This window comes from Agromyces sp. NPDC055661 (assembly GCF_053618135.1).
Genome location: NZ_JBSHHC010000001.1, coordinates 2,231,727 through 2,257,416 on the forward strand (window position 1 = coordinate 2,231,727; position 25,690 = coordinate 2,257,416).

Consider the following 25,690-nt stretch of genomic DNA (forward strand, 5'->3'; position numbering starts at 1 on the left):
TGACGGATGTCGCGCGGGCGGCAGGTCGTCGACCACGTGGCCCACGACGCGCAACCCCTGTTCGGCCGCCGTGCGCCGCGCCACAATGGACGGGTGCCGCTCGGCACGTCTCACTCGATGGCGAAGCAGAGGGTACTCGCATGCAACGATCGGTGTCGGCCGAGCTCACCCTGACCGTGGTCGACCGGGCCCGTCTTGCGTTCATGGTCGCGGTCGCGGGCGGGGCGACCCGCGAGCGTCTCCACCTGACCGTGAACGAGGCGCCGGTCGAGGCGGCCGAGCTGACGGACGCCGGGGGCAGTCGCATCCACGTCGTCGAGGCCGGGCCCGGCACGGTGTCGCTCTCGTACGCCGCGACGGTCGACGGTCATCATCCGTCGCCGGCCCGCTCGGACGTCGAACTGCTGGAGTACCTGCGGCCCAGCCGGTACTGCGAGTCCGACCGGCTCGGGCCGACCGCCGCGGCCGAGTTCGCGGGGCTCGAAGGTGCGCCGCTGCTCGACGCCGTGTCGTCGTGGGTCGGCACACGACTCGCCTACGTGCCGGGGTCGAGTCAGCCGACAGACGGCGCGGTGCGGACACTCCTCGCGCGTCAGGGCGTGTGCCGCGACTACGCCCACCTCGTCGTGGCGCTGCTCCGCGCGCTCGACGTGCCGGCCCGGCTCGCCGCGGTCTACGCGCCCGGTCTGGATCCGATGGACTTCCACGCCGTCGCCGAGGCGTACATCGAGGACGCCTGGCAGGTCGTCGACGCGACGACGCTGGCGCCGAGGTCGACCCTGCTGCGCATCTCGACGGGCCGCGACGCGGCCGACACGGCCTTCCTCAGCTCCTACGGCAGCCTGGTGTCGCTCGAGTCCGTCGAGGTCACCGCGGTCGCCGACGAGCTGCCCGACGACGACGTCACGACTCTCGTCGAGCTGCGCTGATCCGGGGATCCGACCAGCGGGTCGGCTGGTGTGATCGCCGGGCAGGCCGGTCATGGCGGTGGTCAGGTCGGGGCGTTCTCGTCCCGGTTCGCGGCCGAGCCCCCGTCCTCCGCGGGCTCGACGCATGCGGCGTCAGCCCTCGGCCGGCCCCGGCGTGGAGCTCACGATGCCCTGCTCGGAGTTCAGCGCCACGCGCCCGCCGTACTGGCCGAAGAGCACGAGATCGTACCGCGTGCCGTCGACGCTCGTCTCGTAGTTCACCTCGGTGCCGTCGGGCAGTCCGGCGACGACGAGCCCGTCGGGCGTCATCAGGCGGTCGCCGTCGGTCGTGACCGCGAGCGTCGTCGGGTAGGTGCCGGTCGCCTGCTGCGCGACGCCCATCATCTGCTCGGCCGAGCGGGCGGATGCCTCGAGCTGCCGCAGCTCGTCGTCGACGGGGCGCACGACGGCTGGCGGTGCCGCCGGCGGCTCGTCGAACCGCTCGGCGAGCACCGACATGAACAGGTACGGGATGAACGAGATCGCGAGGAGCGCGAGCGCCACGACCGACAGGATGATGCCGATGAACGCGTTCGTCGCGCGCTGGCCGGCGCGCACCGCGCGCACCCGCACGACGATGCCGAGCACCAGGGCGAGCACGGCCAGCGCGGCGAGGCCGCCCGTCGCGATCGGATCGCGGAACGGCGTGACCATCGTGAGCAGGGCGGCGCAGATGCCGACGACGAGCGAGACCGTCCCGAGCGCGTCGAGCCACCCGGTGACGCCGGGCGGGCGCTGCGGCACGACGGTGACCGGCATCGAGTCGACGTCGCCCGTCGGCGATGCCGGAACCTGGGCCCGGGAGGCCGTCGACGGAGGTGCGGACGGGGTGCTGCTCGGAGGTGCTGCCGACATCGTGGGGCCTTCCACTCGACCGACGGGTGCGCGGCGGTGCCGTGGGACCATCATCCGACCGGGCGGGGGGCGCGAACCTCTCGATCCGGTCACGACGGTATCGATCCGGTCACGACGATCACGAAGGGGTCACGAGCCGGTCTCGAACGGGTCACGAAGGCCCTCGGGCCGACTGAAATGCATGAGATTCCCGCGGATGCTCCGCTGGGAAGCCGCATCCGACGGAATCTCATGCATTCGCGAAGTCTGGTCGCGGCGCGCGGATCGCCGACGGCGCGGGTGGCGGCATCCTTGCGCACCATGGCAGTCTGGCCGGATGCAGCGCAGGAACCATCGGGTCGCCGTGCTCGTGCTCGACGGGGCGAAGCCGCTCGACGTCGGCATCCCGGCGCAGATCTTCTCGACCCGGCAGAGCATGCCCTACGAGGTGCGCGTGTGCGGTGCGCATCCCGGCATGGTGACGGGCGGCGATGGACTCTCGTACCACGTGGCCGACGGGCTCGAGGCGTTCGAGTGGGCCGAGACGATCTTCATCCCGGGCTACCGGCGTCCCGACCGGGAGGACCCGCCGGCCGAGGTCGTGGACGCCCTGCGCGCGGCGCACGCGCGCGGCGCCCGGCTCGCGGCGATCTCCACGGGCGCGTTCGCACTCGCGGCGACCGGGCTGCTCGACGGGCGGCGCGCCACGACGCACTGGCACTACACGCACGCGCTGCAGGCGCGGCATCCGTCGATCAGGGTCGACGAGAACGTGCTGTTCGTCGACGAGGGGAGCGTGCTCACGTCGGCGGGTGCGGCATCCGGGATCGACCTGTGCCTGCACCTCGTGCGACGCGACCACGGCGTCGGACTCTCGAACCACGTCGCCCGTCGGCTCGTCGCCGCGCCGTATCGCAGCGGCGGGCAGGCGCAGTACGTGCCGCGCGCGCTGCCCGAGCCGCTCGGCGAGCTGTTCGCGGCGACGCGGCAGTGGGCGGTCGAGCGCCTCGAGCAGCCGCTCACGCTCGGCGACCTCGCGCGCAACGCGAACGTGTCGCCGCGGACGTTCTCGCGCCGCTTCGTCGAGGACACCGGCTACACGCCGATGCAGTGGATCCTGCGCGCGCGCATCGACCTCGCGCGCGAGCTCCTCGAGCGCACGGACCTCGGCGTCGAGCAGATCGCCGACCGGGTCGGCCTCGGCACGGGTGCGAACCTGCGGCTGCACTTCCACCGCATCCTCGGCACGTCGCCGAGCGAGTACCGGCACACCTTCGCGGAGCCGGCTGCGTAGCGTCCCCATGGTCGAGTAGGCCGCGATGCAGCTACGCGGTGGTCGAGTAGGCCGCGAAGCAGCCGTATCGAGACCCAGCGTTCAGGCCAGCGCAGCCTCCCGCTCCGACAGCACGGCCGCGTGCTCGGTGCGCGCGAGGAAGTCGCGGATCGTGTCGCGGCTCCGGCTCAGGCACGCGATGCGCTCCTCGATGCCGGTGAGCTCGTGCGCGAGCATGTCGGCGACGGTGCGGGGGCAGCTCGGGCGCTCGTCGGCCGCGGCGTCCTCGAGCTCGAGCACCTCCTTCACGAGGCGCGTCGTCAGTCCCGCCTGCACCAGGCCGGCGACCCGGATGACGCGGTCGACGTGCTCCTCGTCGTAGTCGCGATATCCGTTGGGCCGCCGGTCGGGGGCGAGCAGCCCCTGCTGCTCGTAGTACCGCACCAGGCGCGGGGAGACGCCCGCGCGGCTCGCGAGCTCGCCGATCTTCATGGGGTCGCCTCCTCCTTCGATGCGATGTGCGAGACAGACCTTGACATTGACATCAATGTCAAAGTTTAGCGTCGAAGCATGGACCGCACCAGCACCCGGATCACCCCCGCCTTCGCCGCACTCTCCGCGCGCCCCGCGCCGCCGCCGCGCCTCCCGTGGCCGTCGCTGCTGGTGCTCGGCGGCACGGCGTTCGTGATGGTCGCCGCCGAGATGCTCCCGACCGCGGTCCTGCCCGAGATGAGCGCGGGGCTCGGCGTGACCGAGGCGCAGACCGGGCTCCTGGTCTCGCTGTGGGCGGCCGTGGTCGTCGTCGGCAGCCTGCCGCTCGTGCGGTTCACGCGGCGCCTCGACCGGCGGAGCGTCGTCGTATGGAGCCTCATGGGGCTCGCGGCATCCGTCGCGGTGACGGCGCTCGCGCCGACGTACCCGATCGCCGTCGGCGGACGACTCGCGGGCGCCCTCGCCGTCGGCCTGCTCTGGGCGACGACGAACGCATACACCGCCGACCTCGTCGCCGACCGCGATCTGGCCCGCGCGGTCGCCGTGGTGCTCGGCGGGGCGACGCTCGGCACCGTCCTGGGCACGCCGATCGGGAGCCTCGTCGCGCAGGGCGTCGGTTGGCGGGCGGCATTCGTCGGGCTCGCCGGGGCGGCGGTCGTGGCGGCGGTGCTCGTGCGCACAGTCGTGCGGCGTCCGGCCACCGTGGCCCCGGGGTCGATCCCGATCACGCCGACGGATGCCGCGTCCGATGTCGCGCCGATCGCGGTCACGCCGAACGGTGCCCCGGCGGCGGATTCCGCGTCCGCCCCGGCATCGCGCGGGGCATCCGGAAGCCTGCGCCCGATGCTCGCGATCGTGGGACTCGTCGCGCTGCTGCTCGTCGGACACTACGGCGTCTACACGTTCATCACGCGACTCGTCGAGGCGCCCGCGGAGGCGATGCCCGGCGGCGTCGGCGGCATGCTGCTCGCGTTCGGCATCGCGTCGTGGCTCGGGATCGTGCTCGCGGGACGGTTCGGCGCGCGCACGGCGCGGGTGCTCGTCGCCGGCGCCGTCGTCACGGCAGTCGCCGTCGCGGCACTCGAGTTCGTCGGCGTGCACCCGATCGTCGGTATCGCGGTGGTCGCAGTCTGGGGCGTGGCATCCGGGGCGCTGCCGGCGCTGGCGCAGACGATGATCCTGCGTCTCGCCGGCGCCGAGCGACGCGCGCTCGCGGGCGCGCTCATCCCGGTCGTGTTCAACCTCGGCATCGCGATCGGCGCCGCACTGGCCGCACTCGTCGTCGACGCCTCCGGGGTGGCGGCGCTGCCCCCGCTCGGAGCCGCGGTGGTCGCCGTCGCCGCAGTCGGGCTGTTCGTCGTGCTGCGCCGATCGCGCGAGGAAACGGCCTGAGCTACACGTCGACGCCCGGCACGATCCCGACGCCGGGGTTCGAGATGCCCGCGATCCAGTTCGGCGCCATCGGCAGCAGCACGCCGTAGTAGATCGCCATGATGAGCGCGAACATCGCGTACGCCATGACCACCATCGTGAGGATGCCGAGGACCGTCCCGAGCACCGCCGCCCATGACACGGGGTGGTCGATCGCGCGGAAGCGGCTCCGCGCCATGAGCCCGAACCAGATCGCGAAGCCGCCGAAGAACGCGACCACGGCGACGCGTCCGATCTCCGCCGCGAGCGGCACGAGGAACGCCACGGCGAGGGATGCCGCGCCGAGCCCGAGCGAGGCCCATGCGAAGAAGCGCGCCCAGCCGACGCCGGCGGTGTGCTCGTAGGGGATCATCCGAACGATTCTGCCCGGTCCGGGCGCCGCGGCGCGAGGATGGACCCATGCCCACCCGGCTCCTGCTCATGTCCGACACGCACGTCCCGGCGCGGGCGACCCGCCTGCCCGACCAGGTGTGGCGCGCGGTCGACGAGGCCGACCTGGTCGTGCACGCCGGCGACTGGGTGGACGTCGCGACGCTCGACGCCCTCGAGGCCCGAGCCGCCCGGCTCGTCGGGGTCTTCGGCAACAACGACGGCGCGGCGCTGCGGGCGCGGCTGCCCGAGGTCGCACGCTTCGAGCTCGAGGGCCTGCGGTTCGGCGTCGTGCACGAGACCGGCCCCAAGAGCGGGCGCGAGCTCCGAGCGGATGCCGCGTACGCCGGTCCCGGCGACGGGCGCCCCGAGCTCGACGTGCTCGTCTTCGGGCACAGCCACATCCCGTGGGACACGGTCACGCCACGCGGCATCCGCCTGCTCAACCCCGGATCGTCGACCGATCGGCGGCGCCAGCCCGTGTGCACCATGATGACGGCGATCGCGGATGCGGGGGAGCTGCGCGAGGTCGACCTCGTTCCCGTCGGGCGCTGAGTCGCGGCATCCGCTGCGTCATTCACGGCGCTCGCGAGCGTGGCGCGATCCTTGCGCATGCTGTCGCTTCGGCCACTGCCGCGGATGCCGCGCATCGACGATCCTCGTGGGGTACCACCGGGAACGAAAGGAACCCCCGCATGACCCGCATCGCCGTGAACGGCTTCGGACGCATCGGCCGCAACACGCTGCGTGCCCTCCTCGAGCGCGAATCCGACCTCGAGATCGTCGCCGTGAACGACCTCACCGACCCGAAGGCGTTGGCCCAGCTGCTGCGCTTCGACAGTTCCCTCGGCCGCCTCGGCCGCCCCGTCGAGGTCGAGGGCGACGAGCTCGTCGTCGACGGCCGCCGCATCAAGGTGCTCGCCGAGCGCGACCCCGCGAACCTGCCCTGGAAGGAACTGGAGGTCGACGTCGTGCTCGAGTCGACCGGCCGCTTCACCTCCGCCGAGGCCGCCACGGCGCACCTCGACGCCGGCGCGCGCAAGGTGCTCGTGAGCGCGCCCTCCGACGGCGCCGACGTGACGCTCGCCTACGGCGTGAACACCGACGCGTACGACGCGGCATCCCACACCATCGTGTCGAACGCGTCGTGCACCACGAACGCGCTCGCGCCGCTCGCCAAGGTGCTGGACGACCTCGCCGGCATCGAGCACGGCTTCATGACCACGGTGCACGCCTACACGCAGGAGCAGAACCTCCAGGACGGCCCGCACCGTGACCCGCGTCGCGCCCGCGCCGCCGGCGTGAACATCGTGCCTACCACGACCGGCGCCGCGAAGGCGATCGGCCTCGTGCTGCCTGGCCTCGACGGGAAGCTGTCGGGCGACTCGATCCGCGTGCCCGTGCCCGTGGGCTCGATCGTCGAGCTCAACACGACCGTCTCCCGCGAGGTCACGCGCGACGAGGTGCTCGCCGCCTACCAGGCTGCTGCCGCCGGGCCGCTCGCCGGTGTCCTCGAGTACTCGGAGGACCCGCTGGTCTCGTCGGACATCACCGGCAACCCGGCGTCGTCGATCTTCGACGCGGCGCTCACGCGCGTGGACGGCAAGCACGTGAAGGTCGTCGCCTGGTACGACAACGAGTGGGGCTTCTCGAACCGCGTGATCGACACGCTCGAGCTGCTCGCGCAGGGCTGAGCCCGCCCTCTCGACCGTTCGATCGCCTCGTTCCAGGTGGGTTCCTCCTCTTGGAACGGGGCGATTCGTTCATTCGTCGACAAATCGACTTGTCAACACATCGACAAATCGACTTGTAGACGAATCGACGAATCGACGAATCGACGAATCGACAAATCGGCTTGTGGGCGAATCGACGAATCGACCGGTTCTGCGGCAGGATCCCGACGCCCAGCGTGGAGACGCTCGAACCGCAGTTGGCCGGAAGTCGCGCAAGCTCGGCAGGCGACCGGTCGCGAGATGTCGGTGGTTCGAAGCAGAATTGGCTGGTGACTCGTCGTGGGCTGATCCTCTTCGCCGCGCTCGGCGTCGCCTGGGGCATCCCCTACCTGTTCATCAAGGTGGCGGTGAGCGAGCTCGACCCCGCCATGGTGGTGCTCGGGCGGTCGGCGCTGGCCGCGCTCCTGCTGATGCCGCTCGCGTTCCTCCGTCGCGAGGTCTGGCAGGTCGTGCGGCGGTGGAAGCCGATGGCGGCCTACACGCTCGTCGAGATCATCCTGCCGTGGTACTTCCTGAGCTCGGCCGAGCAGAAGCTCCCGAGCTCGACCGCCGGCCTGCTGCTCGCCACGGTGCCGCTCGCCGGCGTGGCCATCGCGTTCATCATGGGCCGGCCCGAGAAGCTCACGAGACTCAACTGGCTCGGCATCGGCTTCGGCATGCTCGGCGTCGCCGCGCTCGTCGGCCTCGACATCGCCGGGTCCGACCTCATCGCCGTCGCCGAGATGGCCGTCGTCGTGGTCGGCTACGCGCTCGGCCCGGCGATCCTCGCGCGCTGGATGTCCGACCTCCCCGGCGTTGGCGTGGTCGCCGTGTCGCTCGCCGCGACGGCGGTCGTGTACGTGCCGTTCGTGCTCTTCACCGGCGCGTGGCCCACGACGTGGCCCTCGACCTCCGTCATCCTGTCGATCGTCGTGCTCGCGGTGATCTGCAGCGCCCTGGCGTTCCTGCTCATGGTCGCGCTCATCGGGGAGATCGGCCCGGTCAAGGCGACCGCGATCACGTACGTGAACCCGGCGGTAGCGATCCTCGCGGGCGTGCTGATCCTCGGCGAGCGCATCAGCGTGTGGACGATCGTCGGTTTCGTGCTCGTGCTGCTCGGCTCCTACCTCGTGACACGCAAGCGCCGCGAACTCGTCGCGGCCGAAGGACCCGAGGAGGCCTGTGCGGAGCAGGAGGCAGCTGAGGAGAACCTGGACGACCAGTCGGCGCCGGGCTCCGCCGCGCAGGCCCGCCGCTCCTAGCGTCGACCATTGCCACGACGGCCCCGCCCCGCCAGCATGGGGCGCATGGATGTCGAGCCGATCACGCCGCAACAGTTCCACGACGCCGACGGCGTCGACGACTGGCGCGTGCTCTACTGGGGCGCGCACGCGTTCTTCCGCGCCACGTCGTATGCGCAGGCCGCCAGGTTCGTGGCGGCGGTCGCCGAGCTCGCGGCACCCACGCGGCACGACCCCGACGTCGACCTGCGCCGCGAGGGCGTCGCGGTGAAGCTCATCACTCGGGGCATCCGGAACCTGAGCACACGCGACATCGAGCTCGCGAGGCGCATCTCCGAGGTGGCGCGCGACCTGGGACTCGACGCCGACCCGTCGGCGCTGCAGATCGTGCAGGCGGCCGTCGCCTCGCCGCCGTCGGCCGACGTCATGCCGTTCTGGACCGCCGTGCTCGGCTACGTGCGGCCGAACGGGTCCCACCTCGCCGACCCGCTGCGGCGCAACCCGTCGTTCTTCCTCCAGCCAGAGGAGCGCGTCGCGCCCGGCCGCGGGCGCATGCACATCGACGTGAGCGTGCCGCACGACCAGGTGCACGCCCGCATCGACGCAGCCATCGCGGCGGGTGGGCGGATGGCCGACGACTCCTTCGCTCCGGAGTGGTGGACGCTCGCCGACGCCGAGAACCACGGTGTCGACATCACGACCTGGTGGGGCCGCGACGCCACCCGCCTGGAGGAGCAGCAGGAGGACTGACCCGGGCTGGGCACGGCCGGGACGGTCGGACCGCTACCAGGTCCCGCCGACGGGATGCTCGTCGTCGGTGAACATGCCACCGAGCGGCCCGCGAGGCCCCGGGATGACGGGCGCGGAGCCGTCACGCTCGGTCGCGATGCGGACCGCGTCGTCCTGCGGCTCGAACCCGATCGCGCGACCCGCCTCGAGCGAGAATCGCGAGGGCGCGTTCGCGGACACTCCCCACACGAGGTGGTGGCGTCCGTCGTCGACGCGCAGCGACGCCTCGATGAGCCGCACGGCGTCGTCGACCGAGAACCACTGCGCCAGGCTGAGGCCGAGCGTGCCGCCCTGGCCGGGGTCGGGCGCGAAGTGGCAGATGCGCGCCGTCACGATGCTCATGCCGAACCGGTCGGCGTAGAGGCTGCCGAGCGCCTCGAGGGCCGCCTTGCTGACCCCGTAGTACGTGTCGGGCCGCGGCAGCAGCGGTTCGTCGTGTGCAGCTTCCGCGACCTCGGCGAACCCGACGGCGTGCACGCTGCTCGCCAGGAACACCCGGCGCACCCCCGCGGCGCGGGCCGCCTCGAGCACCTTCTGCGTGCCGTCGATGTTCACGCGCAGCAGGTCGGCCCACGGACGCTCCGATGAGAGCGCGGCGAGGTGCACGACCGCTCCGGCGCCGGCGACGACTCGGCCGAGCGCCTCCTCGTCCTCGATCGAGGTGCGGTGCCACTCGATCGCGCCGAGTGCGAGGTCGTCGGATGCCGCGGCGTCCTCGGGCACATCGAGGTCGACGAGGCGCAGCACCCGACCCGGTCTGCGCAAGAGCGGCACCACGCGCCGGCCGATGCGCCCCGACGCGCCCGTGACGACGACGACCTCGCTCGCGGCATCCGTTGCACCCATGCGCACGATCATGCCAAACCGCGCACCGGTCGTCGGGGAGGCGACGTTCAGGCGGCGCCCGAGGACCCGACCCCAGCCGCGAGCTCCTCGAACACCGCCCGCACGTCGTCGCGCACCGCGAGCGGCGCCGCCTGGCCCATCCAGAGCGACTGCAGGTCGCCGCGGCCCTGGCGGCCGGCCTCGGCGCGGAACCTTCCGGTGAGCCAGTTCTGCACGGGGAAGGGCGCGATGGCCCCGGATGCCTCGATCTCGCGAATGGCGCGGTTCAGCCGGCCGCGCGCCAGTCGTCCGCTCATGGCGCGGGTGAGCACGGTCTCGTGCGCGGCCGTGTCGCCGATGGCCGCGCGATGGGCGTCGTTCGCGGCCGACTGGCGCGTACGCAGGAATGCCGTGCCGACCTGCACGCCCGACGCGCCGAGTGCCAGCGCCGCGGCGACGCCCCGGCGATCGGCGATGCCGCCCGCCGCGATGACGGGCACCGATACGGCGTCGACCACCTGCGGGACGAGCGCGATCGACCCGATGAGCGACTGCTCGGGCTCGCGCAGGAACGACACCCGGTGTCCGCCCGCCTCGAGCCCGGTCGCGACGATCGCGTCGACGCCGCTCGCGTCGAGGGCGACGGCCTCGTCGACCGACGTCGCGGTGCCGACCAGGCGGATGCCGCGCGCCCGCGCGCTCTCGACAACGTCGGCGGGCGGCACGCCGAACACGAAGCTCGCGACGGCGGGCCGCGCCTCGAGAACGGCCGCCCACTGCTCCGCGAACGGCGGGAGGTAGGTGGCGGGCGGTTCGGTCGGCACGGGAAGCCCGACCTCGTCGAAGAACGGACGGAGCGCCGCGACGGTGCGGTCGTAGGCGTCGCGGTCGAACGGGGCGTCGGTCGGCGCATCCGTCAGCGGAAGCCACACGTTGAGGTTGAACGGTCGGTCGGTCGCCGCTCGCAGCGCCGCTGCCGTCTCGGCGATGCGGCCGGCGTCGTAGCCGTAGAGCCCGAACGAGCCGAGCCCGCCGAGCTCGCTCACCGCCGCGGTGAGCTCGACCGACGACAGGCCGCCGAAGGGCCCGAGCACGATCGGATGCTCGATGCCCAGCAGTCCGGTGAGTCGCGTCGCGCCGTCCGCCATGTCAGTCCTCCGCCGTCCCGGGCCGCACGCCCTGCTCGTCGACGCGCCGGGCGCCGCAGTTCCAGCAGGTGCCGCCCTCGATGAGGGCGCCGCACTCGGTGCACGTCGCGGCGAGCCAGCACACGGCGCCGTCGAGGATCTCACCGATCTCCGGCTCGCCCCGTTCGTGGTCCGCTCGCACCGTTCCACGGTACGCCCCGACGTGGCCCGAACGAGGGTGACCGGTGCGGTTCCGGACAGCCGGGACGGGGAGTACCCTCGGCCGTGAAACGAGCACGCGGGGGTGTGCGATGCCGTATTACATCATCGAACGCAACTATGCCGAGAAGGTCGTCAACTCTCCGGACGGCGCCCGGGAACTCGGGCTGATCAACGACCAGGAGTCGGTGCGCTGGCTCTACTCCTTCCTCTCGGTGGATCGTCGCAAGAGCTACTGCGTCTACGAGGCGCCGTCACCCGACGCGATCCTCGCCGCCGCGGCGCGCGCGGGCATCCCGGCCGACGTCATCATCGAGGTCGACAGCATCGGGCTGCCGAACGGGACGTACGCGCCGGTGTCCTGAGATCAGGCGAGACCCTGCTCACGCGCGAAGCGTGCGGCACGCGTGCGGTTCGGCGCGCCGACCTTCGTGAGGATGCTGCGCACGTGGTTCGCGGCAGTGTGCTCGCTGATCACCAGTTCCGTCGCGATCTCGCGGTTGCTGAGTCCGTCCGCGAGCAGGCGCAGCACCTCGATCTCGCGCGGCGTGAGTCCACCGATGCTCGGTGCGGCGGATGCCTCGGGCAGCCCCCTCAGCACGCGGACGAGCCCGAGCGGCTCGGCGATCGCCCGTGCGCGCTCGGTGAAGGCCTCGGCTTCGTTCGCATCGCCGTGGCGGCGTGCGAAGGCGCCGGCCGCCGCGCACGCGTACGCCACGTGCAGCGGGGCGTGGAACTCCTCGCCGAGCACGATCGCACGCCCGAAGTCGGCCGACGGATCGCCCGTTCCGAGGAGTTCCCGGAGCCGGCCCAGGTAGAGGTCGGCGGGGCCGAACTGTGCGACGAAGAATCCCGAGACGAGGTTGCAGCCCGAGTAGTCCTCGAGATGCGGGAGGAGCGTGCTCGCCGCAGTCGTGTCCTCGAGGGCCAGCGCTGCTTCGGCCATGAACGCGAGCCGCCCCGGCCAGTCCGCCGAGCATCGGAGCTGCTCGGTCTCCCGTTCGAGCAGCCAGTGCAGGATCCGACGGCTGGGTTCCGACATGCCGAGCTCGGTATAGAGCGCGAGCAACCCCGGAGCCCACGTGGCGGTGGGTGATTCGTCCCCCGTGATCACGGATGCCGCGATGCCGAGCCGCCCGCCCTCCCGGCGGAGCATGTACTCCTGCACGGCATACGATCCCGGATTCAGGTCCCCACGGAATCCCTGTTCGATCATCCCGATCTCGCGGAGGATGTGGTTCGCGTCCGCCAGCCGTCCGTCGGCGAACGCCCGTCCGAAACGGGCGGACTCGGACCAGAACGTCCAGTAGGCGCCCCATCGCTTCGAGTTGGCGGTCAGGCGGGACTGGCCGCGCTCCATGACGGCGGGATCGCCGACGACGTAGCCGGCGAACGTCCGGACGATCCCGGTGAGCCCCGCCCAGTCCTCGGACATGCCGGTGGTCAGAGGTTCCATCTCATCCGCCTCGGCGATCCGCTCCCGGATGCCCTCCGGCCGCAGCGACTGCCAGATGCGGGTGCGCAACGTGGCGGCCAGGGTCCGGTCGTCGTGGAGCTCGCGGGCGAGGGCGATCGCGCGGTCGCCGATCGCGGCGCCGTCGTCGGGCTTCCCCGTGAAGGCGATGGCGCGTCCGAGGCTCCCGAGGCCTTCGACGAGGAGGGGGTCGCGCTCGTCGGCCGGGACCGCGTCCAGTGCAGCCGCCAGGAGTTCAGCGCTGCGGGCGCCATCGAGGCCCTCTCGCCACGCCCCGTCCTCGTAGCCGATCGCGGCCCGGAGCCGAACCCGCGGGTCGGAGGTCTCCATCATCCGCTCGTAGAGCTGCCGAGCCCGCGCGAAGTCCGACGCCAGGGCCCAGCTGCGTGCCGATCGTTGTCGGAGCTCGTCGCGCTGCGCCGGCACCGCGGCCAGTTCCGCCGCCTGCTCGAACAGGCCGCCGGCCTGCTCGTGGGCCAGTCTGAGGTCGGCGGACTCGGCGGACCGGATGAGGTACTCGACGGCTCGATCGCCGAATCCGAGTGCTCGCGCCGCCACGTAGTGGTAGGCGAGGCGCTGCACGAGGCGCGGTGCCGCGGGGAACTGCGACTCGAGCGTCTCCGCGATCCGGGCGTGGATGCGCATGAGCTCCGAATCCGGCACGCCGTCGAGCACCGCCTGCCGAGCGATGGCGTGCGGGAACCGGAAGAGGGTGCCCATCCGGGCAGGGTGCTCCAGGAGCCCGGCGTGCACGCTGGCATCGATCGCCTCGAGCGTGTCCGCCTGCGGCATCTCGCTGATCGCGAGGAGTTCCACCAGGTCGACCTCGTGACCCAGCACGGCGGCGACTCGGAGCACGCGGAGTTCGGCATCCGAGAGCATCGCGATGCGAGGGCGGAGCGGCTCGAAGGCGGAATCCGGCATGTCGACGCGCCGGTCGCGGGCTCCGATCGCGTCCACCACCTGGCGCCACGTGGTCCGCACGAGGAACGGGTTCCCACCGGTGACCTCGACGAGGGCCAGGGCCGCCGCGTCCGCCTCGTCGGCGGGGAGCCCGAAGCCGAGCTCGAGGAACTCGGTCAGGTCGGCCGGGCTGAACGGTGGCAGCGGCATCCGCTCGACTCCCGGCAGGTGCGTCAGCTGGGCGATGAGCTCGGTGAGCGGCTCGGAGCGGTCGGGCGGGTCGGGGCGCATCGCCACGAGCACGAGGATCCGCGAGTCGGCGATGCCGACGACGAGGCGTCGAAGCAGACGCACGACATCCTCCGCCGCCCAGTGCATGTCGTCGAGGGCGAGCACGATGGGCCGGGTCGCGGACGCCGCGGTCAGCACGTCGAGGATGGACTGGAAGAGCCGATCCTGGCCGATCGATGGAGCCGTTTCGCCCTCCCCCGCGGCGAAGGTCTCGCGGACGACATCGAGCGCTGCCACGGGGATCTCGTCGTCCGGTCCGAGCGCCGACAGCAGCGGCGCGAGCGCCTGGTCGAACGGCTCCAGCGGACGGCCGAGCTCCTGGATGCAGTCGCCGTAGAGCACGGCGCCGCCCAGCGAGTGGAAGGCGCTCCCGATGGTGGCGAGGAGCCGCGACTTGCCCGTGCCCGGGTCGCCGCTCAGGAAGACCGCTCCCCCGGCTCCGGCCTCGACCGCCGTGTAGGCCTCGTGCAGCGCACGGAGCTCCTCGCGTCGGGCCACGAAGGGCGGGGCGCCGGTGTTCGTCCAACTCGAAGGCAGGGCGGGAGCTGGCCAGCTCCGCATGCTCCACACGATAGCGCCGTCAGCGGCGGGGGGTCGATGACCCGAATTGACTATGGCGTCGGGCGTGGAAGATGACCCATCCACGTCATGTGGTGGGCTCGCGGCATCCGTAGCGTCGCCCTCGACCGGCCGCGGCAGCGAGCCGGCGGGGAAGGGAACGACCATGAACACTCGAACACTCCGATGGGCGGTTCCAGCAGCTGCGGCCGTGCTGCTGCTGGCCGGGTGCGGGCAGACGTCGGCGGGGTCCGGCTCTGCGAAGCTGAGCGTGCCGAAGTCCTCGACCGAGGTGTGCAACGCGCCCGACTACGTGCGGCAGGCCGTGCCCAAGGGGGTGTGCGGCACCGACTTCGACCGGCTGATCGCAGAGCAGGTGGAGGACGACATGAGTCTCGGATACCTGCACCAGGAGCGGATGCAGCGCGTCCAGCGATGAGACCGAGGGTGACGAAGACCCTCCCAGGGGGCGGATGCCGCGAGGCTCCGCCCCCGCTTCCGTGTCGTGGCTAGGCGGTCACGTCGGCTGCCTGGGCTGAGACCGCCTCCGCGAGCCCGACACGCGCCACGTCCCCGAACAGCGCGTCCACGACGAACGCGGCATCCCGGTCCATGCCGATGAGGGCCGCGGAGGCCACGGAGTACTGGAACTCCATGCCCACGAACGCGAGCCTGGGGCATCCGTCGACGACACCGCGGGTCGTCTCGGGCTCGCCGTCGGCGCCGACGATGCCGTCGACGCGGATCCAGGAGAGGTCGGGCCGAGAGCCCGTGCACCACACCACGGTCGCGGCGTCGACGACCGTGCCGTCATCGAGCACCGGATGCCCCGCCTCGACGCCGCGCACGCGGCCGACCTGCACGACGCCCGCGCGCTCGAGGTCGCGGAGCGAGTTGCGGATGAGCATCACCCCGTGCCCGCGCACGGCGGCCAGCATCCTGCGGCCTCGCTCGGTGTCGATCGTGATGCGCCGCAGTCGACGGAGGAAGATGCCGCTCATCGCGTTGCCGATCGCAGTGTCGATGTCGACCGGCGCATGGCCGGGGTGGCGGCCCGCCAGCGTCACGGCGTGGCCGGCGCGGGCGGCGTCGAGCGCGACATCCGTGCCCGAGTTCGCGGCGCCCACCACCAGCACCGGCCCGTCCGCGAACTGCTCGGGGCCCCGGTAGTCGAGCGAATGCAGCTGGCGGATCGACGGATCGAGGCCGGCTGCGAACGCCGGCGTGACCGGGATGCGGTGCGCGCCCGACGCGACGATCACGCGCTCGGCGAGCACCTCGTCGCCGTCGGCGAGCTCGAGCCGGAAGCGCCCGTCGGGCTCCCGGTTCAGGGAGGCGACGCGCGAGGAGGTGCGCACGGGCAGGTCGAACCGTCGGGCGTAGCCCTCGAGGTAGTCGCCGAACTGCGCGCCGGTCGGGTACTCGAACCGGCCGACGTCGAGGAGCATGCCGGGCAGGCTCGCGAAGCGTCGCGGCGTGAACAGGCGCAGTGAACGGTAGCGCTCGCGCCACGCGTCGCCCACGCGGGCATGCTCGTCGAAGAGCTCGAAGCGGATGCCCCGGTCGGCGAGCCGCTTGCCCACGATGAGCCCGGCGGCGCCCGCGCCGATCACGGCGGTGTCGAGAACGGTGGTGGACATGGCGGCCTCCTCGGTCTGCTCGGACGCCCTTGCTGCGTCCCTGACGCGAACGTACGGATGCCGCGAGGCGGCGGCGTCGGCAGAAATGACCAATTCCGGGCACGGGCGAGCCGTGCGCGCGGGCCCCCCCCGGTGCCCGGATGCCTCAGGCGGACGCGGCGAGCCCGTGCTCGAACGCGAACGCCGTGGCGCCCGCGCGATTGGCGACGCCGAGCTTCGCGAGGATGTTGCTCACGTGCCGGGCGACGGTGCGCTCGCTGAGGAACAGGTGGTCGGCGATCTCGCGGTTCGACCGCCCGCTCGCGATCAGGCGGATCACCTCGACCTCGCGCCGGGTGAGGCCGCCCGCGGCGTCGGATCGCGCGCCCGGCACCGCGATCCGCTCGAGCCGGGCGAGGTCCGGCGCCGCGCCGAGGTCGGTGAGCACCGTGCGGGCGGCGTCGAACTCGAGCTGGGCGGCCTCCTCATCGCCGAGGGCGCGGCTCGCGCGGCCGAGGAGCACGCGCGTGATCGCGGCGTCGTACGGGGCGTCGAGCCGTCGCCACGCGGCCCACGATCGGCGCAGCAGGGGCAGCGCGGCATCCGGTGCATCGGTTGCGAGGCGCACCCGGGCTTCGGCGCGGTCGGCCTGGGCCTGCAGGTAGGGCGTGTCGAAGGTGTTCGCGAGGTCGCGCAGGGCGGCGGACGCGCGTTCGGCGACGGCGCGGTCGCCGCCGTCGAGCTCGAGCTCGACCTGCGCGGCGAGGAGCTCGGTACGGGTCCGCGGTGCCGGACCGGCTTCGAGCGCCCGCGCGATGCCGCTGCGAGCCGCCGCCGCGCGGCCGCTGTCGCGGCGGAGCAGGGCGAGCCCGGGCTGCACCTCGCGGCCGAGCGCGCCGGCCTGCCGGTAGGCGTCCTCGGCCTCGGTGGCGCGGCCCGCCAGCCGGTGCAGCTCGCCGAGACCGTAGACGGCGTTCTCGAGCGTCTGCTCGCGACGCTCGCGCAGCGTGACCTCCGACAGGGTGACGGCCGCCTCCGTCCACTCGCCCACGAGCTGCAGCACGGTCGCGCGATGGACCGAGCATTCGCCGCGGAACGGCTCGAGTCCGCGCTGCGCGTCGCACCAGTCGCTGAGGTCGCGCGTCCAGACACGCGCCCGCTCCACGTCCCAGCGGTCGAGGCAGCTCGCGATGACCGCGCAGTAGGCCGGGCCCGCCACCCGGTCGCTGACGCCCTCGGTCGAGATCGTCAGCATCACGCGGTCGAGGCAGGCGAAGCCCGCACGCGGGTCGCCGCTCGCGACGAGCGACCGGCCGAGCGCCATGGTGGCGAGCACCTCGAGGTCGAGGTCGCCCGCCGAGTGCGCGAGCCGGATCGCCCGGCCGCTGAGCTCGACCGACTCCTCGACGCCGCCGAACTCGAAGGTGGCGACGGCACGGCAGAGCAGTGCGGCGGCGCCCGACCGCGCCGTGGGAGTGTCGCCGGCGAGATCGATCAGCCGCGCCATCCAGGCGCCGGCCCGCACGTAGTCGGCATGCTGACCGAGCGTGTAGCAGAGCCAGAACGCGCAGCGGATCGCGGCATCCGTGTCGCCGGCGGCGAGGTAGGCCTCGTGGGCGTCGCTCCATGCCTGCACGGAGTCGGCCTCGCGTCCGAGGAACCACGCCGCGAGGCCGAGCTCGTCGAGCTCCTCGGCGCCGAGCGCCTCGCGCCCGGCGGAGAGCTCGTCGTAGCGGGCCACCCAATCGACCGCCCGCGCCGCTCCGGCGGTGGGCATGCTGCCAGTATCGGCCCGACCCGACGGTGCGACAAGGAATCCGCGCCCGATGTCGATCTGGGCGCGGGGTCGTTCGACGTCCAGAATGAGACGGATCGTCCGCCTCGAAACGGCCCAGGAGAAGGATCCGCCATGCGCACCCTCATCGTCACCGAGTTCATCACCCTCGACGGCGTCGTCGACTCCCCCGGAGGCGGCGATCACCCGCGTGCGGGCTGGACCTTCAAGGAGGTCCCGTTCGTCGAGGAGGCCTACGAGATCAAGGGCACCGAGCAGGAGGAGGCCGGCGCCCTGCTCATCGGCCGCCAGAGCTACGACGAGTTCGCGCCGATCTGGCCGAAGATGGACGAGTTCGCCGAGTACAACGCCATGCCGAAGTACGTCGTGTCGACCACGCTCACCGACCCCGAGTGGAACAACACCTCGGTGCTGCGCTCCCTCGACGAGGTGGCCGCGCTGAAGGAGGGCGACGGCGAGGGCACCATTCTGGTGCACGGCAGCCCGACGCTCGCGCAGGCGCTCGCCGAGGCCGGCCTGGTCGACCGCTACCACCTGCTGCAGTTCCCCGTCACGCTCGGCGAGGGCAAGCGCCTCTTCAACGGACGCGAGCAGGGCACGCTCAAGCTCGTCGAGTTCGAGGCGTACCCGAACGGCGTCGTCAAGTACGTCTACGACGTCGAGCGCTGACTCGCGACTGCGCAGCAGCGCAGCGGCGCAGCAGCGCACGGTGAGCGGATGCCGCGGGGCGACCTCGCGGCATCCGCTCGGTCGTGCCCGCCGCAGCGCCCGCTGCCGGCCGAAAACCAACCGGCGTTGGCTATCTCCAGCCATCTGAGCTATCCTCGCCTGCACCGGGGGACGTCGTCATGATCGCCATGACGGAAATCGAGGAGAACATGATCTACGAAGACCGGGACCGCCTCCTGCGCGCCCTCCGGACCAACGCCGAGGACGTCACGCGGCAGCTCGAGACCGACGAGGCCGCTCGCGGCTGCGCCGAGGCCCTGCTCGCCGGCGACCTCGACCTGGCGCGGCTGCACGCCGGCCGCTACGCCGCCCTGACGCGGGAGCCCGCCGTCGCCTGACGACTGATCGGATGCCGCGGGGCGCGACCCCGCGGCATCCGCCCGGCTGTGCCGGCGTTCACCATGGCCGACACGGCCGGGTGAGCCGCCGGGTCGCTACGGGATGTTGGTGAAGACGGCGTCCTCGTACGCGAAGCTCGGGGCGACCTGCATCGTGAGCGACGCCGGGTCGGCGACCGACCAGGCGGTGCGCCACGTGACGGACTCGCCCGGCAGGATCACCGTGGTCGGCGGCACGCCGACGTCCTCGCCGTCGGCCGTGATGTCGAAGATCTGGCTGGCCTCCTGGCCGCCCGACGACAGCTGCGCGAACGGCAGCGGCTCGAGGTTCTCTGTCGAGTTGTTCGTGATCGTCATCGTGAAGACGATGTTGTTCGGGAGCGTCGCGCCCGCCGCGAACTCGGTCGGCGAGTAGGGCACGGGCGCCGAGACCGTCAGCTCCACGTCGTCCTCCCACACCATGGTGTCGCCGAAGGCGAGATTGCCGACCGGTGCGGTGTCGGGCTCCTCGGCCGGCTCCTCCTGGTCGAGCGGGGTCTCGGCCGCCTCGGACGCCTCGGCGATCGCGTCGTCGAACTCCTCGACCGCCTGGTTGAACGCCCCCGACACCAGCACGACGAAGATGACCACGCCCACAATCGTGCCGACGACCGACAGCGCGAGCGCGGTGATCGCCGGCCACTTCGCGCCCTTCAGGAAGAACGCGACGATCGAGAGGATGAACGCGATCGGCAGCAGCACCCAGCCGACGATGAAGACGCCCGGGATGCACGCGAAGATGAAGCCGACCGCCGCGACCACGAGCGCGACGATCGCGAGCACGTGCGGTTTCGTCGAGGATGCAGCGCCGGGCTGCTCCGCGACCGCGACCGGCGCGCCGGTGACGGCGTAGTACGGCTGGGTCTGGCCGGCGGCGGGCCCGTACGGCTGCGTCGGCGCGTCCGGTGCCGGCGGGATCGGCGGGACGCCGCCCGCGTGGACGGACGCGGCGGGCGCGACCGGCGGCACGACCTCGGTCGGCGACTCACGCCACGTCGTCTCCTCGGAGAGCACCGCGGTGTCGCCGGCGGATGCCGCGTCGGCGGGTGCAGCGGTCGCCTCACCCGGCACCGCGGCAGCCGGACCGGGCGCCGTGTGCTCGGTCCAGGCGTTCCCGTCCCAGTAGCGGAGGTTGCCGGATCCGTCGGGGTACCAGCCTGCGGGTGTCCGTGCGTCACTCATGCCTTCGATGCTGGCAGAGGGCCTTCCGCGCGTGGGGGACGGGCCCGCCCCAGATCGGGGTACATGTTCTTTCGGCAGAATCGGTCGCAAAGTTCACGAGTAAACAAATCGACAAATCGACAAAATCGACAAATCGACAAATCGACTGGTCGACTGGTCGACGAATTCCGTCCTGCGCCGCAGGGAACCTCCCCACCCCCGGCCGAACCGACATGACCCACCCCTGCCGCACCGACATGCCCCACCGTTGCCGAAAGCGCCTGCCCCGGGATAGGTTCGGCCCGCCGGGGAGGAACGACATGGGGACTTCGAACGACAGCGTCGGCGCGGCATCCGTCGACCTCGACCAGGTGCGCGCGCTGCTCGTGAGCTACCACGACAACGCCTCGATCGCGCGGGCGAAGGTGCTGCCGGCGCGGGCACTCGCCGGCGCGGCCGCGCACGGCATCACGATCTCGAACAGCGTCGGATTCCTGTTCTCGGTCGACGACCACCTCAACGAGACGGCGGCGCTCGACCCGATCGTCGGCGACCTGCGCGGCATCCCCGACCTGTCGGCCGTCGCGATGCTCGACCCGGCGACCGGGCTCGCATGGGCGCCCGCCGACCTGCACACGCTCGAGGGCACGGTGCATCCGACCTGCACGCGCTCGGCGCTGCGCCGGGTGGCAGCGGATGCCACGGCTGCCGGCCTCGACTTCCTGATCGGGTTCGAGCTCGAGTTCACGCTCTTCCGCGGCACCCCGGCCGAGCCCGAGCTCGCCGCACAGGGACCGGGGTACTCGACGCGCGCGACCCTCGACGTCGAGGCGTGGATGCTCGACGTGCTCGCCGCGCTCGACACCGCGGGCGTGCCGGTCGCGCAGTTCCACCCCGAGTTCGGGCCAGGGCAGTACGAGCTCGCGCTCGCGCCGCGCGAGCCGCTGCGCGCGGTCGACGACCTCGCGCTCGCCCGGGTGGTGATCCTGCGCACGGCCGCCGCGCACGGGCTGCTCGTGTCGTTCTCGCCCGTGCCACTGGTCGGCGGCGCGACGAACGGATGCCACGTGCACCTGTCGGCGACGCGCGACGGGCAGGCGCTGCTCGTCGACCCGGCGACCCGGCTCGGCGTCACGTGGGAGGGCGGCCACCTCATCGCCGGCATCCTCGACCGGCTCGAGGAGAGCGTCGCGCTGCTCGGCGGCAGCGTCCTCTCGTTCGTGCGCCTGAGCCCGCGCACCTGGGCCGGCGCCGACATCTGCTGGGGGCCGGCGAACCGCGAGGCGGCGATCCGGTACGTCACCGGGCAGACCGTCGACGTGCTCGCGCACGCGAGCCAGGCGAACCTCGAGGTGAAGCCGATGGATGCCGCGGCGAACCCGTACGTCGCGGTGGCGGCGGTCCTCGCGGCGGCCGTCGACGGCGTGCGCCGCAGCGCGCGGCTGCCCGAGCCCGTCGAGATCGACCCCGGACGGCTGACCGACGAGCAGCGCGCGGCACGCGGCATCCGTCGCCTGCCCGCCGACCTCGCCGCGGCGCTCGACCTGCTCGACGGGAGCGCGTTCTACCGCGAGGTGTTCGGCGACGTGCTGCTCGACGCGTACGTCGCGGTGCGGCGACACGAGGCCGACGCGTACGGCGGACGCCCGCCGCAGAACGTGGCCGACGCCGTGCGCTGGCGGTACTGACGTGGCGGCGGCGGCCGCTGCCGTGGGTCGGCCGGCCGAGCTCGACGCGCCCGTCGTCGTGGACTTCCCGCTGCGCGGCGAGGGGTGGATGGCGGTGACGACGCCCGCGTATCGCGTGCCGAGCCACGGCACCGACATGCTCGGGCAGCGCTACGCGTACGACTTCGTGAAGGTCGACGACCGGCCGGGCGTGCACGTGCACCCCGGCGGATCCTGGCGCACCGAAACGGTCGGCGGTCGAACGCGCGAGTGCTACGCGTGGGGCCAGCCGATCCACGCGCCGTTCGACGGCGAGGTCGTGGCCGCGGTCGACGGCATGGCCGAGCGCGAGTGGATCGTGCCGACCGGCGAGGTCTTCCGAATGCTCAAGAACGCCGTGACGTTCACGCCCGACAAGCTGCCGTCGATCATGGGGAACCACGTGATCCTGCGCGCGACCCTGCCGGCGGCGGGTGGGCGCGAGGTCTACGCGGGTTTCGCCCACATCGCGCCCGACACGGTCGCGGTTGAGCCGGGACAGCGCGTCGCCGCGGGCGACCTGCTCGGACGCGTCGGCCACACCGGAAACTCCACGTCGCCGCACCTGCACTTCCAGCTCATGGACTCGCCCGACCTCCTCTCGGCGAACGGCATCCCCTGCGCGTTCCGCGCCTACGAGGTGCAGCGCGGCGGCGTGTGGGAACCGGTCGCCGACGGCGTGCCCGGGCGGCGCGAGCGGATCCGGTCGGTCGCTACGGCACGATCGTGAACGTCGCGTTCGCGTAGGCGAAGCTCGGCGACGCCTCCATCGTGAGGGAGGCAGGATCGGCGACCGACCACGCGACGCGCCACGAGATCGACCCGCCCGGCGGAACGATGGCGGTGGGCGGGATGCCGACGTCGTCGCCGTTGCCCTCGAGGTCCTCGCCGACGTCGAAGATCTGGCTGGCCTCCTGGTCGCCCGACGTCAGCGTCGGGAACGGCACGGGCTGCAGGTTCTCGTTCGAGTTGTTCGTGATCGTCATCGTGAAGACGACGTTGCTCGCGAGCGTCGAGCCGACCGCGAACGCGCTCGGCGTGTAGGCCTCGGGCGCCGAGACCGTGAGGGCGACGCCGTCGTCCCACGTCATGGTGTCGCCGAAGACGAGGTTCCCGACGGGTGCGGCCGGTTGCTCCGGCTCGCCGAATGGAGCTGGGTCGCCCGGCTGCGGGATGTCGGTCGCGTCGGGGATCGCGTCGTCGATCGTGTCCCACACGTCGCCGAACGAGCCGACGAGCGCGTTGACGAACACCACGATGCCGACGACCGTCGCGACGATCGAGATGACGAGCCCCGTGACGGCCGGCCACTTCGCGCCCCGCGCGAACAGCCCGACGAGCGACAGCACGAACGCGACGGGCAGCAGGATCCACGCGACCCCCATCACGTCGGGGATGCACGCGAACACGAACCCCACGATCGCCACGACGAGCGCGATGATGCCGACCACGTTCGGCCCCGGGTTCGACGGCTCGGTGAACGGATGCTGCGGCGCCATGACCATCGTCGGCTGCGGGCCGTACTGCGGGCCGTTCTGCGCGACGTACTGCGTGCCGTAGTTCTCGGTCGGCGCGGTGGGGCTCGCCGTGAACGCGCTCAGGTCGGGGTCGTCGTATCGCGCGGTCGGGTCGTTCCACCCGCTCGGCACGGTCGCCGAGTCGCCGTACCCGGATGCCGCCGGCACGCCCTCCCCGTACGCGGAGGCGTCGCCCGTCGCTGCGCCCCCGCCCCAGACGTAGGGGATCGTCGGCCCGTCGAACGACACGGTCGGGTCGTCGGTCCCGATCGGCGTCGTCGCCGTGGCATCCGCCGGCGCGGTGTACGGCGTCCAGGCCTCACCGTCCCAGTACCGCCGCCCACCCGAGCCGTCTTCGTACCACCCGGCCGGCGCTTTCGTCGGGTCGCTCATGCCTCGATCGTGGCAGACGCGGCGCGGGTCCGCACCGATCGCGCGCGCCCCAGATCACGGCACGCGGATGCCCCGCGCCACTGCCCGTTCGCCCGTGATCGTCGACGCATCGAACCGAGTCCGTCTTCCGGGATCGCGTGCCACAACGCCACAACGCCACAACGCCACAGTGCTGCGCAGCGGGAGACTCTCGTCGCTGCGCGTCGACGCCGCCCGCGCCCGGGGTGCGCTCAGCCCGCGTCGTCGTCGGCGTCGACCGCGTTGATGAGCGAGTCGACCGCGGTCAGCAGGTTGTGGAGCGCCTGGCGCTCGACTGAGTCCTCGGGCAGCTTCTGGATGTCGTAGCTCGCGAGGCTCGCGGCCTCACGCGCCTTCGAGATCGCCGCCTGCGCTTCGAAATCGGCCACGGTGGTTCCCCCTTCGTGTCCCGGCGGCCGGGCGCCGCCGACCCGTCCACGGTACTCCTGCAGGATGCCGCGGCATCCGGTGAAGTTGGGCCATGCCGTGCCGCGCGGCTGCGGCGATGGTGGTTACGCCCTACCATCAATCGTGCGCGGGTGCCCCGCCCGCCGCATCCGAACCGCCAAGCCCGCAGTCCCCACCAGTTCCGCCGACCCGACGGACCAGCCGCCCCATGGAGCACGGTTGACCGCCCCCGCCGAAGACGAGCACGTGTCCGGATTCGGCGCGCCCTCGGCGGAGCTCGAGCGTCCGGGGGAGCGTTCGCGCCGGGCCGGTGCGCACGCGCGGCGACCCGAGGTTGCCCCGGTCGAGGTGGTGCGGCATCCGCTGCCCGATCGTCGTCGGTACTTCCTGAGCTCGTTCGAGCCGAGCGGCGACTACGACTCCGTCATCGTCGCCGTGACCGACGGCTCGCGCCGCCGGTACTTCACGACCCGCGACGGCGACGACCTCACCGAGGTGGACGAGGTCTCGTTCGAGCGCCGCCGCGAGAGCGGCACCCGGTCGCTGCTCGAACTCGACGAACGCGAACTCGGCGAGCTCGAGGCCGAGCTGCGGTTCGTGCGTCCGGTGCGCGGGCGGGATCCGATCGCCGAAGCGGACGAGGTCGACCCGGATGGAGAGATCGAGGCTGACGGCACCGTCGCTGCGGAGTCCGACTTGGCGGCGGATGCCGACATCGAGGGGACACCGGCGCAGGAGCCGGAACCTGAAGACGACGATGCCGACGGGGGCGAGCCGGTTCCCGCGACGGAAGCCGAGGCATCCGATGTACCCGAGCCTGCCGAACCGACCGACCACACCGACGAGGGGGAGACCGACGACGTGGATCCGATGACCGGGGAGTTCGAGGCGATGATGATGGAGACGACCACGGTCGGATTCGAGGGGCCGATCGGCGGGGTTCCCCGCGACACGGACGTCGCGGATGCCGCGCCCGCACCGGCGCCGACGCACCCGACGGGCATCTCGCTGCAGGCGGCCGGCGCCATCGCGCAAGTGGCACTCGCGAAGGGCATCGCGTTCATCGCCCACCGCGGGCAGCTCGACCGCAGCGGCGCCGCCTACGTCGACCACCCCGGTCGCGTCGCCGAGCAGTTCGACCCCGTCGAGGAGCCCATCGAGGCGGCATCCGCGTGGCTCCACGACGTGCTCGAGGACACGCCGGTCACCGTGCAGGAGCTGCACGAGGCCGGCGTGCTGCCCGAGATCATCGAGGTCGTGCTCCTGCTGACGCGCACGCCCGAGGTCTCGCCCGACGAGTACTACGCCGGCATCCGCCGCAACCCGGTCGCCCTGCGCGTGAAGCTCGCCGACATCGACGACAACACGGCGCCGTGGCGACTGCGTCGGCTCGATTTCGAGATGCAGCTGCGCCTCGCCGAGAAGTACCGCTACGCGCGGCACGCGCTCGGCGCCGAGTAG

The 25,690-nt window shown here is 72.4% G+C and carries 26 protein-coding genes; 14 read left to right on the forward strand and 12 right to left on the reverse strand.

Going from position 1 to position 25,690, the window contains the following annotated elements; all coding sequences use genetic code 11:
- The first annotated feature begins 140 nt into the window (after positions 1–140).
- Entirely contained in the window at positions 141–929 is a 789-nt protein-coding gene (locus ACWGO8_RS10295; RefSeq protein WP_452042966.1) for a transglutaminase-like domain-containing protein, read from the forward strand.
- A 132-nt stretch (positions 930–1,061) separates the two neighbouring features.
- Here the strand turns inward: ACWGO8_RS10295 and ACWGO8_RS10300 are convergent, their stop codons facing one another.
- On the reverse strand, positions 1,062–1,823 hold the full coding sequence (locus ACWGO8_RS10300; RefSeq protein ID WP_452042967.1) for a hypothetical protein: 762 nt from the start codon (positions 1,821–1,823) through the stop codon (positions 1,062–1,064).
- A 316-nt stretch (positions 1,824–2,139) separates the two neighbouring features.
- Between ACWGO8_RS10300 and ACWGO8_RS10305 the strand changes: the two genes are divergently transcribed.
- Complete coding sequence (locus ACWGO8_RS10305; RefSeq protein ID WP_452042968.1) at positions 2,140–3,096, forward strand: GlxA family transcriptional regulator; 957 nt, start codon at positions 2,140–2,142, stop codon at positions 3,094–3,096.
- Positions 3,097–3,177: 81 nt separating this feature from the next.
- Here ACWGO8_RS10305 and ACWGO8_RS10310 read toward each other — a convergent pair whose 3' ends face one another.
- Positions 3,178–3,567 carry a MerR family transcriptional regulator gene (locus tag ACWGO8_RS10310; RefSeq protein WP_452042969.1) on the reverse strand — a complete coding sequence of 130 codons (390 nt, stop codon included), beginning with the start codon at positions 3,565–3,567 and terminating at the stop codon, positions 3,178–3,180.
- Positions 3,568–3,645: 78 nt separating this feature from the next.
- Between ACWGO8_RS10310 and ACWGO8_RS10315 the strand changes: the two genes are divergently transcribed.
- Positions 3,646–4,959, forward strand: coding sequence for an MFS transporter (locus tag ACWGO8_RS10315; RefSeq protein WP_452042970.1), 1,314 nt, complete (start codon positions 3,646–3,648; stop codon positions 4,957–4,959).
- Position 4,960: 1 nt separating this feature from the next.
- Here ACWGO8_RS10315 and ACWGO8_RS10320 read toward each other — a convergent pair whose 3' ends face one another.
- Positions 4,961–5,350 (reverse strand): hypothetical protein, encoded by a 390-nt coding sequence (locus tag ACWGO8_RS10320; protein ID WP_452042971.1) that lies wholly within the window; start codon positions 5,348–5,350, stop codon positions 4,961–4,963.
- 47 nt (positions 5,351–5,397) lie between these two features.
- Here ACWGO8_RS10320 and ACWGO8_RS10325 point away from each other — a divergent pair, with 47 nt between their 5' ends.
- From ACWGO8_RS10325 to ACWGO8_RS10340, 4 genes are all read left to right on the forward strand, one after another.
- Positions 5,398–5,922, forward strand: a complete 525-nt coding sequence (locus tag ACWGO8_RS10325) for a metallophosphoesterase family protein (RefSeq protein ID WP_452042972.1) — start codon at positions 5,398–5,400, stop codon at positions 5,920–5,922.
- Positions 5,923–6,062: 140 nt separating this feature from the next.
- Positions 6,063–7,061: a type I glyceraldehyde-3-phosphate dehydrogenase gene (gene gap / locus ACWGO8_RS10330; protein WP_452042973.1), complete on the forward strand. Its 999-nt coding sequence runs from the start codon at positions 6,063–6,065 to the stop codon at positions 7,059–7,061.
- A 308-nt stretch (positions 7,062–7,369) separates the two neighbouring features.
- A complete protein-coding gene (locus ACWGO8_RS10335) occupies positions 7,370–8,341 on the forward strand; it encodes a DMT family transporter (protein WP_452042974.1) in 972 nt (323 codons plus the stop codon).
- A 45-nt stretch (positions 8,342–8,386) separates the two neighbouring features.
- Positions 8,387–9,070 carry a VOC family protein gene (locus ACWGO8_RS10340; protein ID WP_452042975.1) on the forward strand — a complete coding sequence of 228 codons (684 nt, stop codon included), beginning with the start codon at positions 8,387–8,389 and terminating at the stop codon, positions 9,068–9,070.
- Between the two features lie 33 nt (positions 9,071–9,103).
- Here the strand turns inward: ACWGO8_RS10340 and ACWGO8_RS10345 are convergent, their stop codons facing one another.
- Genes ACWGO8_RS10345 through ACWGO8_RS10355 form a run of 3 tightly spaced genes read right to left on the reverse strand, consistent with a single transcriptional unit; the run spans position 9,104 to position 11,263 of the window.
- The gene (locus ACWGO8_RS10345) at positions 9,104–9,955 is read right to left on the reverse strand and encodes an NAD-dependent epimerase/dehydratase family protein (RefSeq protein WP_452042976.1); all 852 of its coding nucleotides are present in this window, start codon (positions 9,953–9,955) and stop codon (positions 9,104–9,106) included.
- Positions 9,956–10,002: 47 nt separating this feature from the next.
- Positions 10,003–11,082, reverse strand: coding sequence for an NAD(P)H-dependent flavin oxidoreductase (locus ACWGO8_RS10350; RefSeq protein ID WP_452042977.1), 1,080 nt, complete (start codon positions 11,080–11,082; stop codon positions 10,003–10,005).
- A 1-nt stretch (position 11,083) separates the two neighbouring features.
- Positions 11,084–11,263: a hypothetical protein gene (locus ACWGO8_RS10355; RefSeq protein WP_452042978.1), complete on the reverse strand. Its 180-nt coding sequence runs from the start codon at positions 11,261–11,263 to the stop codon at positions 11,084–11,086.
- Between the two features lie 109 nt (positions 11,264–11,372).
- On the opposite strand from ACWGO8_RS10355, the gene ACWGO8_RS10360 reads away from it, so the two are divergent.
- The gene (locus ACWGO8_RS10360) at positions 11,373–11,645 is read left to right on the forward strand and encodes a nickel-binding protein (RefSeq protein WP_452042979.1); all 273 of its coding nucleotides are present in this window, start codon (positions 11,373–11,375) and stop codon (positions 11,643–11,645) included.
- Positions 11,646–11,647: 2 nt separating this feature from the next.
- On the opposite strand, the gene ACWGO8_RS10365 is transcribed toward ACWGO8_RS10360, so the two are convergent.
- Positions 11,648–14,509: an ATP-binding protein gene (locus ACWGO8_RS10365; RefSeq protein WP_452042980.1), complete on the reverse strand. Its 2,862-nt coding sequence runs from the start codon at positions 14,507–14,509 to the stop codon at positions 11,648–11,650.
- A gap of 163 nt (positions 14,510–14,672) precedes the next feature.
- Between ACWGO8_RS10365 and ACWGO8_RS10370 the strand changes: the two genes are divergently transcribed.
- Entirely contained in the window at positions 14,673–14,945 is a 273-nt protein-coding gene (locus tag ACWGO8_RS10370) for a hypothetical protein (RefSeq protein ID WP_452042981.1), read from the forward strand.
- Between the two features lie 70 nt (positions 14,946–15,015).
- Here the strand turns inward: ACWGO8_RS10370 and ACWGO8_RS10375 are convergent, their stop codons facing one another.
- The gene (locus ACWGO8_RS10375) at positions 15,016–16,146 is read right to left on the reverse strand and encodes a flavin-containing monooxygenase (RefSeq protein WP_452042982.1); all 1,131 of its coding nucleotides are present in this window, start codon (positions 16,144–16,146) and stop codon (positions 15,016–15,018) included.
- Positions 16,147–16,291: 145 nt separating this feature from the next.
- On the reverse strand, positions 16,292–17,902 hold the full coding sequence (locus tag ACWGO8_RS10380; RefSeq protein ID WP_452042983.1) for a LuxR C-terminal-related transcriptional regulator: 1,611 nt from the start codon (positions 17,900–17,902) through the stop codon (positions 16,292–16,294).
- 132 nt (positions 17,903–18,034) lie between these two features.
- On the opposite strand from ACWGO8_RS10380, the gene ACWGO8_RS10385 reads away from it, so the two are divergent.
- Positions 18,035–18,589 carry a dihydrofolate reductase family protein gene (locus ACWGO8_RS10385; RefSeq protein ID WP_452042984.1) on the forward strand — a complete coding sequence of 185 codons (555 nt, stop codon included), beginning with the start codon at positions 18,035–18,037 and terminating at the stop codon, positions 18,587–18,589.
- Between the two features lie 188 nt (positions 18,590–18,777).
- On the forward strand, positions 18,778–18,987 hold the full coding sequence (locus tag ACWGO8_RS10390) for a hypothetical protein (protein ID WP_452042985.1): 210 nt from the start codon (positions 18,778–18,780) through the stop codon (positions 18,985–18,987).
- Between the two features lie 96 nt (positions 18,988–19,083).
- Here ACWGO8_RS10390 and ACWGO8_RS10395 read toward each other — a convergent pair whose 3' ends face one another.
- The gene (locus tag ACWGO8_RS10395; RefSeq protein WP_452042986.1) at positions 19,084–20,208 is read right to left on the reverse strand and encodes a DUF2510 domain-containing protein; all 1,125 of its coding nucleotides are present in this window, start codon (positions 20,206–20,208) and stop codon (positions 19,084–19,086) included.
- A 299-nt stretch (positions 20,209–20,507) separates the two neighbouring features.
- Here ACWGO8_RS10395 and ACWGO8_RS10400 point away from each other — a divergent pair, with 299 nt between their 5' ends.
- Both ACWGO8_RS10400 and ACWGO8_RS10405 read left to right on the forward strand, forming a co-directional pair.
- Positions 20,508–21,875, forward strand: coding sequence for a hypothetical protein (locus ACWGO8_RS10400; protein WP_452042987.1), 1,368 nt, complete (start codon positions 20,508–20,510; stop codon positions 21,873–21,875).
- Between the two features lie 22 nt (positions 21,876–21,897).
- Entirely contained in the window at positions 21,898–22,623 is a 726-nt protein-coding gene (locus ACWGO8_RS10405; RefSeq protein WP_452042988.1) for a M23 family metallopeptidase, read from the forward strand.
- On the opposite strand, the gene ACWGO8_RS10410 is transcribed toward ACWGO8_RS10405, so the two are convergent.
- Together ACWGO8_RS10410 and ACWGO8_RS10415 are read right to left on the reverse strand one after the other, a co-directional pair.
- A complete protein-coding gene (locus ACWGO8_RS10410; protein WP_452042989.1) occupies positions 22,607–23,803 on the reverse strand; it encodes a DUF2510 domain-containing protein in 1,197 nt (398 codons plus the stop codon). The genes ACWGO8_RS10405 and ACWGO8_RS10410 overlap by 17 nt on opposite strands.
- A gap of 230 nt (positions 23,804–24,033) precedes the next feature.
- Positions 24,034–24,210 (reverse strand): hypothetical protein, encoded by a 177-nt coding sequence (locus ACWGO8_RS10415; RefSeq protein WP_452042990.1) that lies wholly within the window; start codon positions 24,208–24,210, stop codon positions 24,034–24,036.
- A gap of 238 nt (positions 24,211–24,448) precedes the next feature.
- Between ACWGO8_RS10415 and ACWGO8_RS10420 the strand changes: the two genes are divergently transcribed.
- A complete protein-coding gene (locus tag ACWGO8_RS10420; RefSeq protein WP_452042991.1) occupies positions 24,449–25,690 on the forward strand; it encodes a hypothetical protein in 1,242 nt (413 codons plus the stop codon).

Excerpts from the sequence above, each read along its gene's own strand:
- ACWGO8_RS10295 (WP_452042966.1), top strand. The coding sequence starts at position 141 with ATGCAACGATCGGTGTCGGCCGAGCTCACCCTGACCGTGGTCGACCGG.
- ACWGO8_RS10300 (WP_452042967.1), bottom strand. The coding sequence starts at position 1,823 with ATGTCGGCAGCACCTCCGAGCAGCACCCCGTCCGCACCTCCGTCGACG.
- ACWGO8_RS10305 (WP_452042968.1), top strand. The coding sequence starts at position 2,140 with ATGCAGCGCAGGAACCATCGGGTCGCCGTGCTCGTGCTCGACGGGGCG.
- ACWGO8_RS10310 (WP_452042969.1), bottom strand. The coding sequence starts at position 3,567 with ATGAAGATCGGCGAGCTCGCGAGCCGCGCGGGCGTCTCCCCGCGCCTG.
- ACWGO8_RS10315 (WP_452042970.1), top strand. The coding sequence starts at position 3,646 with ATGGACCGCACCAGCACCCGGATCACCCCCGCCTTCGCCGCACTCTCC.
- ACWGO8_RS10320 (WP_452042971.1), bottom strand. The coding sequence starts at position 5,350 with ATGATCCCCTACGAGCACACCGCCGGCGTCGGCTGGGCGCGCTTCTTC.
- ACWGO8_RS10325 (WP_452042972.1), top strand. The coding sequence starts at position 5,398 with ATGCCCACCCGGCTCCTGCTCATGTCCGACACGCACGTCCCGGCGCGG.
- gap (WP_452042973.1), top strand. The coding sequence starts at position 6,063 with ATGACCCGCATCGCCGTGAACGGCTTCGGACGCATCGGCCGCAACACG.
- ACWGO8_RS10340 (WP_452042975.1), top strand. The coding sequence starts at position 8,387 with ATGGATGTCGAGCCGATCACGCCGCAACAGTTCCACGACGCCGACGGC.
- ACWGO8_RS10345 (WP_452042976.1), bottom strand. The coding sequence starts at position 9,955 with ATGGGTGCAACGGATGCCGCGAGCGAGGTCGTCGTCGTCACGGGCGCG.
- ACWGO8_RS10350 (WP_452042977.1), bottom strand. The coding sequence starts at position 11,082 with ATGGCGGACGGCGCGACGCGACTCACCGGACTGCTGGGCATCGAGCAT.
- ACWGO8_RS10360 (WP_452042979.1), top strand. The coding sequence starts at position 11,373 with ATGCCGTATTACATCATCGAACGCAACTATGCCGAGAAGGTCGTCAAC.
- ACWGO8_RS10365 (WP_452042980.1), bottom strand. The coding sequence starts at position 14,509 with ATGCGGAGCTGGCCAGCTCCCGCCCTGCCTTCGAGTTGGACGAACACC.
- ACWGO8_RS10370 (WP_452042981.1), top strand. The coding sequence starts at position 14,673 with ATGAACACTCGAACACTCCGATGGGCGGTTCCAGCAGCTGCGGCCGTG.
- ACWGO8_RS10375 (WP_452042982.1), bottom strand. The coding sequence starts at position 16,146 with ATGTCCACCACCGTTCTCGACACCGCCGTGATCGGCGCGGGCGCCGCC.
- ACWGO8_RS10380 (WP_452042983.1), bottom strand. The coding sequence starts at position 17,902 with ATGCCCACCGCCGGAGCGGCGCGGGCGGTCGATTGGGTGGCCCGCTAC.
- ACWGO8_RS10385 (WP_452042984.1), top strand. The coding sequence starts at position 18,035 with ATGCGCACCCTCATCGTCACCGAGTTCATCACCCTCGACGGCGTCGTC.
- ACWGO8_RS10390 (WP_452042985.1), top strand. The coding sequence starts at position 18,778 with ATGACGGAAATCGAGGAGAACATGATCTACGAAGACCGGGACCGCCTC.
- ACWGO8_RS10395 (WP_452042986.1), bottom strand. The coding sequence starts at position 20,208 with ATGAGTGACGCACGGACACCCGCAGGCTGGTACCCCGACGGATCCGGC.
- ACWGO8_RS10400 (WP_452042987.1), top strand. The coding sequence starts at position 20,508 with ATGGGGACTTCGAACGACAGCGTCGGCGCGGCATCCGTCGACCTCGAC.
- ACWGO8_RS10410 (WP_452042989.1), bottom strand. The coding sequence starts at position 23,803 with ATGAGCGACCCGACGAAAGCGCCGGCCGGGTGGTACGAAGACGGCTCG.